This window comes from Prauserella sediminis, assembly GCF_014195435.1.
Lineage (GTDB): Bacteria > Actinomycetota > Actinomycetes > Mycobacteriales > Pseudonocardiaceae > Prauserella > Prauserella salsuginis.
The window spans coordinates 3,668,635-3,682,912 of record NZ_JACIBS010000001.1 but is presented as its reverse complement, the minus strand read 5'-3'; the positions used below and the strand labels follow the sequence as shown (position 1 = coordinate 3,682,912).

At 65.8% G+C, this 14,278-nt stretch carries 14 protein-coding genes; 5 read left to right on the top strand and 9 right to left on the bottom strand.

Annotated elements, in window-relative coordinates; all coding sequences use genetic code 11:
* Positions 1-3: 3 nt before the first annotated feature.
* The 3 genes from FB384_RS16690 to FB384_RS16680 are packed head-to-tail and all read right to left on the bottom strand — an operon-like array spanning position 4 to position 2,497.
* On the bottom strand, positions 4-1,020 hold the full coding sequence (locus tag FB384_RS16690; RefSeq protein ID WP_183784138.1) for a succinylglutamate desuccinylase/aspartoacylase family protein: 1,017 nt from the start codon (positions 1,018-1,020) through the stop codon (positions 4-6).
* Positions 1,017-2,180, bottom strand: a complete 1,164-nt coding sequence (locus FB384_RS16685) for a M20 family metallopeptidase (RefSeq protein WP_183784137.1) — start codon at positions 2,178-2,180, stop codon at positions 1,017-1,019. The genes FB384_RS16690 and FB384_RS16685 overlap by 4 nt, the downstream gene beginning before the upstream one ends.
* Positions 2,180-2,497, bottom strand: coding sequence for a hypothetical protein (locus FB384_RS16680; RefSeq protein ID WP_183784135.1), 318 nt, complete (start codon positions 2,495-2,497; stop codon positions 2,180-2,182). The genes FB384_RS16685 and FB384_RS16680 overlap by 1 nt, the downstream gene beginning before the upstream one ends.
* Positions 2,498-2,656: 159 nt before the next feature.
* Here FB384_RS16680 and FB384_RS16675 point away from each other — a divergent pair, with 159 nt between their 5' ends.
* On the top strand, positions 2,657-3,157 hold the full coding sequence (locus tag FB384_RS16675) for a MarR family winged helix-turn-helix transcriptional regulator (protein WP_183784133.1): 501 nt from the start codon (positions 2,657-2,659) through the stop codon (positions 3,155-3,157).
* A 164-nt stretch (positions 3,158-3,321) separates the two neighbouring features.
* The gene (locus FB384_RS27520) at positions 3,322-3,615 is read left to right on the top strand and encodes a transposase (RefSeq protein WP_183785671.1); all 294 of its coding nucleotides are present in this window, start codon (positions 3,322-3,324) and stop codon (positions 3,613-3,615) included.
* Here FB384_RS27520 and FB384_RS16665 read toward each other — a convergent pair.
* Positions 3,566-5,176, bottom strand: a complete 1,611-nt coding sequence (locus tag FB384_RS16665; protein ID WP_228726047.1) for an FAD-dependent monooxygenase — start codon at positions 5,174-5,176, stop codon at positions 3,566-3,568. The genes FB384_RS27520 and FB384_RS16665 overlap by 50 nt on opposite strands.
* Before the next feature lie 111 nt (positions 5,177-5,287).
* Between FB384_RS16665 and FB384_RS16660 the strand changes: the two genes are divergently transcribed.
* Entirely contained in the window at positions 5,288-5,872 is a 585-nt protein-coding gene (locus FB384_RS16660; protein WP_183784131.1) for a TetR/AcrR family transcriptional regulator, read from the top strand.
* Between the two features lie 310 nt (positions 5,873-6,182).
* Here FB384_RS16660 and FB384_RS16655 read toward each other — a convergent pair whose 3' ends face one another.
* Positions 6,183-7,109: a hydroxymethylglutaryl-CoA lyase gene (locus FB384_RS16655; RefSeq protein WP_323985301.1), complete on the bottom strand. Its 927-nt coding sequence runs from the start codon at positions 7,107-7,109 to the stop codon at positions 6,183-6,185.
* A gap of 544 nt (positions 7,110-7,653) precedes the next feature.
* A complete protein-coding gene (locus tag FB384_RS16650) occupies positions 7,654-8,547 on the bottom strand; it encodes a MaoC/PaaZ C-terminal domain-containing protein (RefSeq protein ID WP_183784127.1) in 894 nt (297 codons plus the stop codon).
* 129 nt (positions 8,548-8,676) lie between these two features.
* Between FB384_RS16650 and FB384_RS16645 the strand changes: the two genes are divergently transcribed.
* Together FB384_RS16645 and FB384_RS16640 are read left to right on the top strand one after the other, a co-directional pair.
* The gene (locus FB384_RS16645) at positions 8,677-9,651 is read left to right on the top strand and encodes an NADPH:quinone oxidoreductase family protein (protein WP_183784124.1); all 975 of its coding nucleotides are present in this window, start codon (positions 8,677-8,679) and stop codon (positions 9,649-9,651) included.
* Positions 9,652-9,690: 39 nt separating this feature from the next.
* Entirely contained in the window at positions 9,691-10,359 is a 669-nt protein-coding gene (locus FB384_RS16640) for a TetR/AcrR family transcriptional regulator (RefSeq protein WP_221212758.1), read from the top strand.
* Between the two features lie 22 nt (positions 10,360-10,381).
* Here the strand turns inward: FB384_RS16640 and FB384_RS16635 are convergent, their stop codons facing one another.
* The 3 genes from FB384_RS16635 to FB384_RS16625 all read right to left on the bottom strand — a co-directional run bounded on the left by FB384_RS16635 (position 10,382) and on the right by FB384_RS16625 (position 14,277).
* Complete coding sequence (locus FB384_RS16635; RefSeq protein WP_183784122.1) at positions 10,382-11,557, bottom strand: iron-containing alcohol dehydrogenase; 1,176 nt, start codon at positions 11,555-11,557, stop codon at positions 10,382-10,384.
* Between the two features lie 58 nt (positions 11,558-11,615).
* The gene (locus tag FB384_RS16630; RefSeq protein WP_323985299.1) at positions 11,616-12,587 is read right to left on the bottom strand and encodes an NADPH:quinone reductase; all 972 of its coding nucleotides are present in this window, start codon (positions 12,585-12,587) and stop codon (positions 11,616-11,618) included.
* An 88-nt stretch (positions 12,588-12,675) separates the two neighbouring features.
* Complete coding sequence (locus tag FB384_RS16625) at positions 12,676-14,277, bottom strand: AMP-binding protein (protein WP_183784118.1); 1,602 nt, start codon at positions 14,275-14,277, stop codon at positions 12,676-12,678.
* Between the last annotated feature and the right edge of the window lies 1 nt (position 14,278).

The window sequence follows — 14,278 nt, the reverse complement described above, 5'->3', positions numbered from 1 at the left end:
ACGTCACCGCCTCTCGGCCAACAGCGCAACCGTGGAGCCGGCGGGCAAGGCGTGCGTCGCCTGACCGTATGGCGCGCCGGGGTACCACCAACAGAACCCGTCGACCGGGGCGCGGACCGCTTCCAGTACCTCGCCGTACATGTCGGTGATTTCCAACAGGAGGTCTCCGGCACTGAATGGGACCCCGGCCGGGTGGCGTACCCAGACGATGCCGGCGGCGCTTGCCGACAGTGCCCCCCAATAGCCGAAGCGGCCGGGGATCCGCGTGTCGTCCTCGTACTTCTGGGTGGCGCTCGGGAGCATCCCGATCTCCCGGAGAATGGCGGTGAGCCCCTGGGTGCCTCGGCGGGAGTCGACCAGCGTGCGGGCGCCGTTGAGCTCCACCATGAGCGCAGGGATGCCCCTAGCCAGGGCAGTCGCCGCTGGGTAGACGTCCATCGGTCCGAGCCAAGCTGGATGCGCGGTTGGGGCGCTCATGTCGACAGGTGTGGCGCCGAATGCCTCCGCCATCCGCACCGCCACCTCGGCAGTCGCCTCGTCCTTGGCGTTCTCCAAGAACATCATCGACATCGGTGAGCAGGGCTCGTTGTTCCCGTGCACGTCGACCACGAAGTCCGCTCGCTCCAGGACCGCGCCCACCAAAGCACCGAGCCGGCGGCTGGTGGAGCCGTTCTCCTCGCTGTCCCAGTAGTGCGGCCCCGACATGTTGATGCCGTCCACAGGACTCACGTACACGCCCGCGGAGACAGCCGGCATGTTCACCGCCGGGACTGAGATCACCGTGCCCGAAAGTTCGCTCGGATCCAAGGAACGCGCGAACTCGATCGCGGCACCCGTGCCGACGACCTCGTTTCCGTGCGAGCCGGCGATAACGACGAACGTCGGCCCGTCCTGTCTGCCGTTGACGACCGTGTACGGCACCGTGATCGCGTTGCCCGACGCTTGCTGAACCTCACCGAGCACCCCGTTGGCGCGGGTACCGGCAGGGACCTTCAAGTCTCCGTGTTGAAACGTGCTCACTCGTGCACCTCTTCCTCGGTCGGTGTCTCGTTGATGTGCTTCAAGTAGTCGACGGTCGTCAAGGCCATCGCTCGTGCTCCTTGCAGCATTGCCTCACGCGCGGTCTCCGAGTCACCGTGTTTTGCCGCGTCGTGGCTATGGAACGGCGTGCCCAGCGGCCAGGTCGCCACCGACGCCAGAGCGCCCGGGATCACTTGGCTGACATTCCCGAAATCCGTCGACGCCCGCGCTTCCCATTCGTCCACCCGCTCCCCCAGCGCCTCGAGGTTCTGGCGCATTAGTCTGGTGAGTAGGGGGTCAGGTCGAACCGGGTCGGCATGCGCACCGTGCTCGATGGACAATCGAGTGTCGCTGGCAACTGCCCCCGCGCTCGCACAATCGATGACTCGCTTGACGACTCGGTCGAGCTCCTCGACGTCGTTGGATCGAATCCCGAAGCGACACTGGGCGAACGCGGGAATAACGTTGTGCACCTCGCCCCCGGCGGTGACAATCCCGTGGATCCGCACCCCGTCTCGAACCAACTGTCGGAAGGCATTCACGTTCTGCATCGTTAGCAGCACGCCGTCGAGTGCAGAAGCGCCAGCCCAGGGCTCGGTCGCCGCGTGGGAGGGACGGCCTTCGAAGGAGAAGGTGACCTCTCTACTGCCTGTGCTTCGGGTCATGACACTGGTCGTGTCCGACGCATGGAAGCTCAACACACCGTCGACACCCTCGAAGGCGCCCGCCTCGAGCATGGCCTGCTTTCCTGTGAGGGTCTCCTCGGATGGACAGCCGTAGATCTTGACAGTGCCCGCGAGCTCGGCTTGCACCGCGGCGAGCCCCAGGCCTGCGGTGACCGTGGAGCCCGCGATCAGGTGGTGTCCGCATCCATGACCCACTGTCGGCAGAGCGTCGTACTCGGCGAGAAGGCCCACCGTTGGGCCGCTCCCAGCACACTCGACGGTGGCGACGAAGCCGGTGTCTACTCCGGACGCATCCTCGACCTCGAGGCCCGCCTCACGAAGGGCAGCTACACAACTGGCCCTCGCCGACTGCTCGTGTCCGCTGAGCTCGGGGTTCGCGAAGATCGCGAGTGCGAGTTCCCAACCACGCGCTGCAACGTCGTCCACGGCGGCAATGACGGACCGCCTCAGCGACTCGTCCGTACTCGTACCCATCAGCCCACCGCCACGTGGTCGTTGCGCAAGCACTGCTCGACGATTCGGTGCTCGGTCAGAGCCGAGAGAGGTAACAGCAGTCCGATGGCGAGGAGGAGCATGCCCTGCGACCCGAAGACGTTCTGGAGGTTCGCCGCAGACAGGAAGGCTTCGGGCATTGACAGGGAGAACACGGCGGCGACGCCTACCCAAGCGACGACCAGTCCGTACCTGCTTCCAAAGCTACCGAGGGAGAACTGCTCTAGGGCTGCCCTGCGCGAGGGTAGGTCGCTCGCGTCCAAGACCGGGGCCGATGGTGCCGGTGGATCGCTTCTCATCACATCTCCTTGTCGGGAGGTGATGAAACTAATACGTACACGGAGCACTTGACAAGGGGTCGTAGCGATATAGTGGGATCGACGCCCGATAATTACTACGTTCACACAGTACTTGTGTCTGGAAGAATGTGGCCTACTAGGAAGGATGCAACCTGCGCCGTGGAGGACGTGACCCGCTTGGCTGAACACTTGGACGCCCCGGACGATGGCCATGATCTTCTCGGAGGCCTCGACCTCGACCGGCATGCGCTTCCGTACCTGCTGAGGCGCGCACACTCACGCGCGGAGGCACTGTTCGTAGACCTCATGTGCGTCGACGATCTGACCCCCCGTCAGATCACTCTTCTCACGGTCAGTGCGCAACATCCGGACGCGACGATGAGTGAGCTAGCCGAGGCGGCAGCGATCGACCTCAACACCGCTTCGGCGCTCATCCGGAAGTTGCTCGACAATGACCTGCTCGAACGCCGTCGATCGCCCACAGATGGCCGAGCATGGCTGATCTCGGTCACGGAGGCAGGTGCGGACGTGCTACGGCAAGTGCTGCCCCATAACCGCGAACTGAGGGACGCGATCCTTGCACCACTTCCACCCGAGTACCGGCCTCTTTTCGTCAAGTGCCTGCGCATGATGCTCGACATCGAGCCGCCAACGCGCTAAAGACCGAACACAGCAAAAGCCAGCGGCATGACACGGTGGCGCGCGGCTGACTCCAGCTCGGGCCCCACCGCACGGGAGTTGCCGTTCGGGCCCCAGATCGTGCTCAAACACTCCCGACGAGTCGAGGGCTTCGATGGCGCCATCATCTCCTTGCATGCCAAGGGATTGACTACTGGCGAATCCAGGCGCATCCGGCCGAGATCTACGCCACCGACGTATCCAAGGGCCTCATCAGCAGAGTCGCCGGCCAGTTCGTCGATGCACTAGACACGTGGCAACAGCGCCCTCTGCATCACGTGTATCCGGCGTTACTGATCGACGCGACCCACGTGCAGATCCGCGAAGGCCAGGTCACCAACCGGCCGAACTACGTCATAGTGGGCATCAACTGCGGCGGCGCGGTGTCGGTCATGATCGGACATCGCTTGCTGTTGTCTCGATGGTGTGGGTGGGCATAGCGGTGGCGTTCAACGCGGCGTTGAGTGCTCGGGTCGGATCGGGCGGGGCGGTGATGGTGCGCCAGGCGATGTGGCCGTCGGGGCGGACCAGGGTGACCCCGTCGGATTCAAGGCCGTAGGCGGTGCGGAAGGCGTTGGGCTCCACTGGTTTCGCATCAGTGCCGAGGTGTACGAACGTGACCGGGATACCCAACTGCTCGGTAGCGCGGGCCGCGGCGGCGGCCCAGCGGTCGTCCTCGGACAGCAGCACCCAGTCGCGCCGGAACAGATCCAGCGTCGAGCTCTCCTCGCCGTCGGTGGTGATCCACAGGTGCGGGGCCCGGGTGCCGGGCTGACCGGCCCATTGGTCGGGTCGCTGCGCGGGCGGCAGATTGGCGTCCGCGCCCAGGACGGCGGCCGAGCGGTAGAGCTGGCCGAGTTCGATGGACGCGTCGTCGAGCACCGGCACGTCTGTTCTGGGGGCGGCCAGGTATGCCTTGTAGTCGGCGCGGGCGAAGAGCTGGTCGTGGCGCAGGTCAGCGATAGGCCGGCGTTCGGCGTCGTAGGTGTCCAGCAGTCGGGGCTCGGATTTCCCGGCCAGCACGGCGGCCAGTTTCCAGGCCAGGTTGTGCACGTCGTCGATACCGGTGTTGGCGCCGAAACCGCCACGGTTGGGCGGCAATTGGTGGGCCGCGTCCCCGGCGAGCAGCACCCGTCCGTCGGAGAAGCGGTCAGCGATCAGCCCGGCCAACTCCCAGCGGCCGGTGGTCACCAATTCGATGGGAATGTCGGTGCGGCCGATCGCCTGCTGCACCACCTGGATCTGCTCGTCGACGGCACGCTCGATGTCGTCGCTGAGCATCAGCACCCACCGGCCGTCGGAATAGGTGGTCAGGAAAGCCTTCAGATCGGGCTGTTCGATCTCGAACTGGACCACACCGCGTCGCAGGTACTCATCCAAGGGTGCGCGGAACAAGATGCTGCGCTGCACCGACAGCGGACCTGCCCCGTGGCGGCCGATGTCCAACGCCTCACGCACGGCACCCGTCGCGCCGTCCGCGGCCACCACATACTGGGCGCGCAGGCAGTATTCGTGACCGTCGTCGCGACGGCGCAGAGTGGCTGTCACGCCGTCGACGTCCTGGACGAAACCCAGCAGTTCGGTGCCCAGTCGCAGGTCAGCGCCGAGTTCGACCGATCGGTCACGCAGGAGGGGTTCGAGCCGGTCCTGGGTGATCGCGATCGCGTGCACCGGGGAGTCTTCCGCGCCGTAGGCGCCCTTGCCGCCGGGCGTCCACGGGTATTCCTCGAACCAGACCCCGGCCAGGCTCTCCACCCGAGCCCGCCGCGGCGGCTTCATGCCCTGCAGCGACGGCGGCACCTCGACCCCGACCTGCCGGAAGTGTTCCACCGTACGGGTGGTGAAACCGATCGCCCGCGGATGCGGGGAGCTGCCGCGGTGCTTGTCGACCACCACGACCGGCACGCCCTGCCAGGCCAGGAACACCGCGGCGGACAGCCCGACCAGGCTGCCGCCGACGATCAGTACCGGTGTCGTTTCGTTGCCGTTCATCTCGATCATGCCTTCGCACCGTTGGGTCGAACTCTGACCCACCCAGAAAAACACAACTCGGTTAAAAATACAATTGAGTTAAGATATTGATCGAGTTAAGTAAGGTGCTAGGATGGTGGCATGCCTGTTGAGCCACCCGGACGCCGGGAACGCAAGAACGCCCAGGTCCGCCGGGCGCTGACCGAGGCCGCGCAGCGACTGTTCCTGGAGAAGGGCTACGACCAGGTCAGCGTCAAACAGATCGCCGACGCGGTGGACATCTCGAGCCCGACGGTGTTCAAACACGTCCCCGACGGCAAGGAGGCGTTGATGTTCGACGATGGCGTCGAACGCCGGGAAAGCCTGCTGTCCGCGGTACATGAACGCCCCGCCGGAGTGTCGGTGATGGCGGCGCTGCGGGAATTCATGGCCGGGCGCGGGCCGTTCGTGGCCGACCCCACCCCGGAGGCCCGCAGACTCACCGAACTGATCGTCGACACCCCGGCCCTGCGCGACTACTCACGCAAACTGTGGATTCGCTGTGAGGAACCCCTGGCCGAGGCCATCGCCACCGAACTCGGCCGCGACCCCGACGATCTCACCGCCCGCGCCCTCGCCCGCTACGTCCTCGAGATCCCGCAATTCCTCAGCGACGAACCCGACCCCCGCGCCGCCCTCGACACCGTGTTCGACCTGCTCGAACACGGACTTCACGGCACACCCTGACCGCACCGGCACACGTCGCCGAGCCGGGTCATGCCGACACGCAACCGCATCCTGGCGGTCACAGGTGCGGCGGTGTCGGTGCTAATGGTCGCGTTGCCAGCGGGAAAGTCCTTTCCGTGGTGACGAGCCGTTCGCAATGATGCCCAAAGCCGTCTTCGCCGATACCGCCCACGCCGCCATCAGAGGTGGCCTGGCAGATCTATCAGAAGATCATTGCCGCCTACGCCCACCTGCCCCGAGCGGTACGGGTGGCCGCGCTCGAAGCAGCCACGCTGGAATCCTGCGATGCATGGAAAGACCCGAACAAGAGTCAGGTCAGTGCGGCGACAGTGCGCGCCAGGCACGTACGGCCCATGTATCCGACGAGCCACGCACTGGTCTCCACCAGCTTCTGTAGGTCGATACCGGTGTCGATGCCGAGTCCGTGCAGGTGCCACACAAGGTCTTCGGTGGCGAGGTTGCCTGTCGCGCTGCCGGCGTAGGGGCAGCCGCCCAGGCCACCAGCACTGGCGTCGATGGTGGTGATCCCGCGTTGCAGCGCGACGAAAGTATTGGTCAGCGCCTGCCCGTAGGTGTCATGGAAGTGCACAGCAATCTGGTCCGCCGAGACGCCGACCTCGAACAGGTCGCGGAGCAAGGCGTCGACCTGGCCCGGAGTCGCCACGCCGATCGTGTCGCCGAGGCTCAGCTCGGTGCAGCCGGCGTCCAACAGCTGGGTCGCGATCCTGACAACCTGCTGGCGTGACACTTCCCCTTCCCAAGGGTCGCCGAAGCACATCGACAGATAGCCGCGGACACCGATACCGGCGGCGCGCGCCCGGGCGATGACCGGAGCGAACATCTCGAGAGATTGCTCGATGGAGCGATTCAGGTTGCGTTGGGCAAATGTCTCGGTGGCGCTAGCGAAGATCGCGATGTCGCGAACGTCGCGGGCGAGGGCTCGCTCAAGACCGTGTTCGTTCGGGACCAGCACGGGATAGCGCACGCCAGAGACTCGTTCGACCTGCGATAGCAGCTCCTCGGCATCGGCAAGCTGAGGTACCCATTTCGGATGGACAAAACTCGTTGTCTCGACCACCCGGTGGCCGGCATCTACGAGGCGGGCCACAAACTCGGCCTTTATCTCGACGGGAACCACCGTCGATTCGTTCTGCAGGCCGTCACGGGGACCGACCTCACAGATGGTGACGTGGCCGGGAAGGTTGGGTAGCGGGGTCGTTCCGTAGTCCACGGCAATCACACAGTCCAACCCGAAGTCGCGGACGGGACATCGCGCAGGTCGACCGTCGGCAACCACCCCGCACCCCGGCCGCATGCCGAGGCCGCGGCCGTTAGTTTGTCGGCTGGCTCAAAGATGAATTCCTCGGGCCTGCGGCCGCTCGCCGTGCGACATCGACGCTCGAAACAGGAAGCCGCGAAAACGCCGCGCAGTCGGGTCGAAGCATGGGGATCTGAGCTCAAGACAACTCCTCAGGGACGTCGATACCGTGATGGTAAGAACGTACTTCGACCGACCAGTCGGCTGACATTGGTTGGTCAGCCACCTTCATTCCTGACAATTTCGGGACAGCCGAACCACAATGTTACCCATCTCTCAGTGAGCACATTGGCTGCTTTCTATTATACCCACCAGCGGACGCATAGCTAGCCTCGACCAAGGGGAATTGGCTGGCATTGATGTGCCGGCCAGGAGTTCGCTGTGGCCGGCCGATCGGACTCCCAGATACGTTCGCTTATGCCGAACTTCCGCCGACGCCCCGGCTACCGATCGGAGAAGCCGATCAGGCACGGGTGCACGCCTGCGCGGACAGCTCGCTATGTGTCAAACGCCCGTGGGTGATGACGGGGCCGGCCGGTCCCAGAACCTGAAAACCGATCGGCCCGGCGTCGTCTTGTGTCGTGACGACGCTCAGCGTCATCCCGGCACGGACCGGCTGGATGAATCGGCACTCTATCCCCGTTACGACGGCGTCGATGGGGACCAGGCGTGAGCCGGTGATCGCGGAGACGGCGCGAGCGAGTATTTCCGTTCCGTGCAGGATCGGTCCCGGTAGCCCGGCCGCACGGGCCACCCGTGCATCGGTGTGGATCGGGTTCCAGATCCGCGCGCACTCGCTGTACACAACGGCATTCTTCTCGTCGACCGCGAACGATGCGACTGTCGCGGACGGCTCTCCGACCGGAGGGGCGATTGCGGCCAGCGGTCGGTCGACGGTCGCCCCGCAGAGCCGGACGTCGCGATAGAACGAGACGAGGTGGGTCGTGACCATGAGCGCGCCACAGTCGGAGTAGGTGCGGAACTCGACGGTGAGCCGCACCGAACCGCGAACGGGTACGGCGGCATACAGCTCAGACTCGGTGCGAACGCGCTTACCCGGACGCAAGGGTGAATGGAGGCGTATCCGGTGTGCGGCGTGCAACCCGTCACCCACGGCGTGGCCGGTCAGCTCGACCCCCGGCGGACCGTGCTCGATAAGAGGCCATTCGAGACACACTGGAAACAGCGGGTGCGCGACCAGCCCCCCTGGATGATCGACGTCGAAGAAGGACGCCCGCGTGTCCCCGACTGCGACCGCGAACGCTCGCAGCCAGCGCTCGTCGAGATCGTGCTCGGCCGTCCGGACGCGATCACTGCTGTTCACGAGCACGCGGACGGCACCGTCCCGATGACTCACCAAACCCTCCTGATGCGCATCTCGACCTTGCAAAAACCCGACTGGTCGGTACAGTAAAGTCGATCCCGGGAACCGTCAAGACACGCGGACCCCAGGAACCCTGTCGTCAGTTCGGATGGAGGAAGCCCGGTGCGAGCAGTCCAGATCTCCACACTTGACGGACCGGAGGCGGTCCAGTGCGTAGACATCGCCGAGCCGGTCGCAGGCCCCGGCGATGTCGTCATCGACGTTCACGCTGTCGGCGTCAGTTTCGTGGATGCCCTGATGACCCGTGGGAAATACCAGGTCAAACCAGATCTACCGTTCGTACCGGGGGTCGAGGTGGCCGGCGTTGTGCGCTCGGCGCCGCCGGAGGCCTTGGTGACCGCGGGAGATCGCTGCGTAGCGTATGTCCCCATCGGAGCGTACGCCGAGGTGGCTGTGGCCAGCCCGAGCGTGACGTTCCCGCTGCCGTCTGAGCTGTCCTTCCGCGAGGGCGCGGCGCTGGCGATGAACTTCCCGACCGTGCACTTCGCGCTGGCTCACCGCGGCCGTCTGAAGGCCGGAGAAACCGTCCTCGTGCACGGCGCGGCCGGCGGTGTAGGAACCGGGGCAACACAGGTCGCGAAGGGTATGGGAGCAACGGTAGTCGCCATCGTCGACTCCGAGACCAACATCGGCGTCGCCCGGCTCGCCGGGGCCGACCACGTCATCGTCGCTGGGCCGGGGTGGCCTGACGAGGTCCGGTCGCACACTGGCGGGGTCGACGTCGTCGTCGACCCGGTCGGCGGGGACTACTTCACCGACTCGATCCGGCTTCTTCGCCCGGCAGGGCGTCACTTGGTGATCGGCTTCGCCTCCGGCGACATCCCGACGATCGCGGTGAACCGGCTGTTGCTCAAGAACGTCGAGGTCGTTGGGGTCTACTGGGGCGGTTTCGTCGAGCACGACGACACCATCGCAGCGGAGTCGGCCAGGGAGCTCGCCAGACTGGCGCGTGAGGGTTTCGTCAAACCCGTCGTCGGCGGTTCTTACCCGCTCGCCGACGCCGCGACGGCACTGGCCGCCATGGAGCAGCGAAGCGCATCGGGCAAGCTCATCCTCGACGTCGTTACCATGTCCTAGATGAGCGGTCCGGAGCGCGGATGAGCGTCGGGGCCGGGGGTGTCCAGCGCGGACCGGAGGAAGAACGCGATGACTGCCACGAAGCCGACCATGCCGTCGCGGCGACCCAACCGGGCGGGGCTCGAGGCTCGACAGCGCATCATGGAGGCCGCGGTCCGACTCTTCGCAGAGAACGGCTACCACGGGACCGGCATCGAGATGGTCTCCGGTGAGACCGGAATCGGCCGCGGAGCGCTCTATCATCACATCGGGAGCAAGGAGAATCTGCTCTTCGAGATCTGCCATCATCGCATGTCAGACCTGCTGGAGCGGTCGCGGCGGATCGTCGCGACAGACGCCGGGGCCGAGGTCCGATTCCGCGAGCTCATGCGCGCCACCGTGCGAAATCTCGCCGAGAACACCAGCGAGTGGGTTGTCACTTTCCAGGAGTTCAAGGCACTCACCGGCCGGCGGAAGACGGTCATACAGGAGGCCCGAGAGCAGTACGAGGAGATCGTCGACCGGCTCCTGCGCGAGGGCGCGGAAACCGGGGAATTCGCACGGCTGGACCCGCTCGTCACCAAGGCCGTGCTCGGCCTCTACAACTACTCCTACGCGTGGCTGCGTCCCGACGGGGAACGAACCCCGGAGGAGGTTGCGGACCTGTTCACCGATGCACTGCTTGCCGGGATCAGCAGCGGGAGCGTGCCGCCATCGTCAGCAAAGTAGACGACGGCGGCACGTCGGCGTTCTACCAGACGGCCTCGAGTAGCGAGTAGATCGCGGCCTCGTCCACGGTCCGCGGCGACTCGCGGACCACCATGTCCCCCAGGGCGGCGTGTGCAACTCCCTGCATCTTGTCCCGACCGACTCCGAAATCGGATACACGGCGCGGCACGCCGAGGTCATCGAGGATCCGCTCCAGTCTCGCCGCAGCCGACAGGTCTTCCTCATCGCCCTGAACCGCAGCAAGGGCACGCGCCATCCGCGCCTGGTGCTCGGCGGTTACCGGTTCGAGGAACCGCATGACATGGGGAAGCATGATGCACGACGTCACCCCGTGCGGAATTCCGACCGCCCCGAGCTGGTGACCGATCGCGTGCGACAGCCCCAGCGACACGTTGTGCACGCCGAGAATGGACATCCACGCAGCTTGCTGACACTTCAACGCCGCATCGTAGTCCTCGGGATCGGCCACCGAACGGGGCAGATTCTGAGCCAGAATCGTGAGCGCGTCGTTGGCAAGCGCGGTCGTGAACGGGTGCGCATTCTTTGCGTACGAGGTCTCGACTGCGTGGTCGAGCGCCCGGACGCCGGTCGTCGCCCATAAGTCCCGTGGGGTATGTGCGCACAGCTCCGGGTCAAGGAAGACTGCCGTGGGCGTCGCCTCGAGGTATACGGTCAGGTCCTTGGTGTCCCGGGCGCTGTCGACCGAACCGGCGAAGCCATCCCACTCCGCTGCCGAGAGGGTGGTCGGTACCGCAAAGACAGGAACCGGCGTCCCCGTCAACGGGCGCTGGCGCACAGTCGCGGGGTACTCGAAATCCAGGTAGTTGCGGGCGAGGTCCTGCGCAGTAATCGACCCTTCACAGAGCCCCACCGCCGCGAGCTTGGCGGCGTCACACGGCGAGCCGCCGCCGACCGCCACGAATGCATCAATCTCCGCCGAGCGCGCCGCTTCCAACAGCTCGACGACCAGCCCGACCGGGTTGTGCGCCTCGACCCGGCTGAAGGTCCCGACCACACGGACCCCGAGCTCTTCGGTCAGTTTCGCGAACGGTTCCGACGAACCCACAGTATTCCCCGTCACGAGGAACACCCGGTTGAGTCCGCGCCGGTCGAGCTCGGCTCCGATCGCACCGGAGGCGCCGGCGCCCTGCACGACCGTCTCCACCCGGGGCATCTCGAATCTGACGATCTCCGACATTTGTGACCTCCAGCCACTACACATCATCGTGTCGAAATTAGTGTACCGATCGTTCGGTTTAGAGTCGACCCTCCGGCACGACGACCAGCACCTTTCCAACCGTGTTCCCCTGCACTGCCTCGTGCGCCTCGGCCGTGTTCTCCAACGTGAAACGATGCAGGGGCAAGCCGTGCTCCGCCCCGATCCGCAGTGCTCGGGCCTCCAGCGCCGCGTTCACGTCGTGGATCGCGGCATCCTTGTACGGCGCGGCCGTGGTGTAGGTGTAGACGAAGCTGATCGTCGCGTTCGTGACCAACCATTCCGGGGACGGCACCGGAACGGAGTCACCCGTGCGGTAACTGTAGATGCCGACGATTCCTCCGGCGGCGAGCACCGCCGCGTCCACGGAATGGTTCGCACCGAAGTCGACCTCGACGATCCGATCGACACCGCCTGGTGCAACCGACAACACACGCGCTACGACATCCTCGTTCTTGTAGTCGACCACGAGGTCTGCCCCGGCCTGGCGGGCGAGTTCAGCCTTCGCCCGCGAGCTGACCGTGGTCACGACCGTGGCGCCGGACCACTTGGCCAGCTGAATCGCGGCGTGCGACACCGCCCCTGCGCCACCGTGGACGAGGATCGTCCGTCCAGCCAGCATGCCCGGACCGAGATGCGGTGCCGCCCCCGTGGTGAGGGCGCGGTGCGCGGTGAGAGCCGGAATGCCGAGCGCGGCCCCGTGCTCGAGGTCGATACCGGCCGGGAGCGGGACGGCGTGCCGGGCCGGCACTACGGTGTACTCCTGTGCCGTGCCTGTCGGTCTGCCGAACGCCACGTCCCACAGCCAGACCCGCTGGCCCTCGTGGAATGCGGTCACGTCCTCGGCCAGCGCGTCGATCACCCCGGCCCCGTCCTGGTGCGGGACCTGCTCGTCGAACCTCAACGGGGTCGACTGTCCTGACCGGCTCCGCCAATCAGTCGCGTTCACCCCCGAAACGGCGATCCTGACCCGCACATGGCCGGGCGGGACATCAGGAATCTCCCGGCGCACGACACGCAGGACCTCGGGGCCGCCCGTTCGGTCGTACACGACTGCTCGCACGTTCTGCTCCTACCGTCGACGACACAACTCGGTGAGATCAACGCGAGATCGTGATCCCGGATTTCTCGCGGTCCCAGGTGTCCTCGGTGAGTGCGGCCTCGCGCAGGACGTTCTTCTGGATCTTCGCCGTGGGGGTCTTGGGCAGCTCACTGAGGAACCGGACGTAGCGCGGCACCATGTAGTGGGCCATCCTCGGTTCGAGGAAACGGATCAGCTCGACTGGGTCGATCGTCTCACCTGGAACGGGTGAGACGATCGCCAGCACCTCGTCCTCCGAGATCTCGCCCGGCACTGCGACCACGGCGGCCTCGCGCACCTTCGGATGGGCGAGAATCTCGTTCTCCACCTCCATCGAGGAGATGTTCTCGCCGCGCCTGCGGATCGCGTCCTTGAGACGATCGACGAAGAAGAAGTTGCCCTCGGCATCCCGGCGTGCCGAGTCGCCGGTGTGGAACCAGCCGTTGCGCCACGCCTTTGCAGTCGCCTCCGGCATCCGGTAGTAGCCATGAGTCACGGTCCACGGCGCGTCGGTCCGGACGACGATCTCGCCGACGTCCCCGATCGGAACCTCGCGGTCGGCTTCGTCGACCAGCCTCACCTCGACCCCGGCGCGAACCTTCCCGCATGTCCCGCGCAGGGTCGGATTGGGCCCGGACACGATCGGAGCCGACAGCTCCGTCATGTTGTAGATCGTGTACACGTCGACGCCGAAGCGCTGCGCGAACCCTGCGACATCGTCGATCAACGGGGACGTGAATACAGTGCGGAGCGGGTTGCGCGCGTCGTCGGGCGCGGGTGCCCGGCGTTCGACGAACTGCGCCATGACCCCCAGCAAGAAGACGGCCGTGCTGTCGCTCTCGCGGATCTGCCGCCAGAAATTCTCACCACTGAACCGGGCGGTCACCGCTACAGACCCGCCGTTGACGAGCATGGCGTAGACCAGAGTCGAGCCGCCAACATGGAACGCAGGCATGTTGATCAAGAATCGGTCGTCGCGGGTCAGGAACGGCATGGCCTGAGGGCTGAACCCGGCCCAGGACTGCATGTAGGAGCACAGCACGCCCTTCGACGGGCCGGTGGTCCCGGAGGTGTAATAGATCGCCTGCGTGTGCCAGGGCTCCACCGGTTCCGCCGGTTCGACGAGGACGTGCTGCGTTTCCGCAATCTCGTCGACAGTGACGACATCGGGCCCTTCGAGTGAGCACCGTTCGGTGCCGCCGACCTGGATCACGCGGCGCAGACGCTCTGGCGAGCCCGCTTCGTCGATTCGCGGGATAAGTTCGGCCGCTCCGACGAGAACCTCGGCATCAGCGTTGTCGAGCACGTGCGACAGCACCCCGCCGCGGTAGGCCGTGTTGATCGGTACGAACACCGCACCCAGGTAGTTGATGGCGAACCAGAACCGCATCATCTCCGGGCCGTTCGGCAGCCAGCAGACGACGTGGTCGTTCTGGCCGACCCCGAGCGACTGCAGCTGGGCCGCGGTCCGACGAACCTGTTCGAGCAGCTCTCCGCGCGTCCAGACCGGGCCCCCGTCGAACACCACGAAGACTCGCTCAGGGTCCTCTGCCGCGCGGCGTTCCAGGAGGTAGCGGAGTACCACCTCGTCCCGAGGCGGAACCCGAGAATCTGTGTTCATG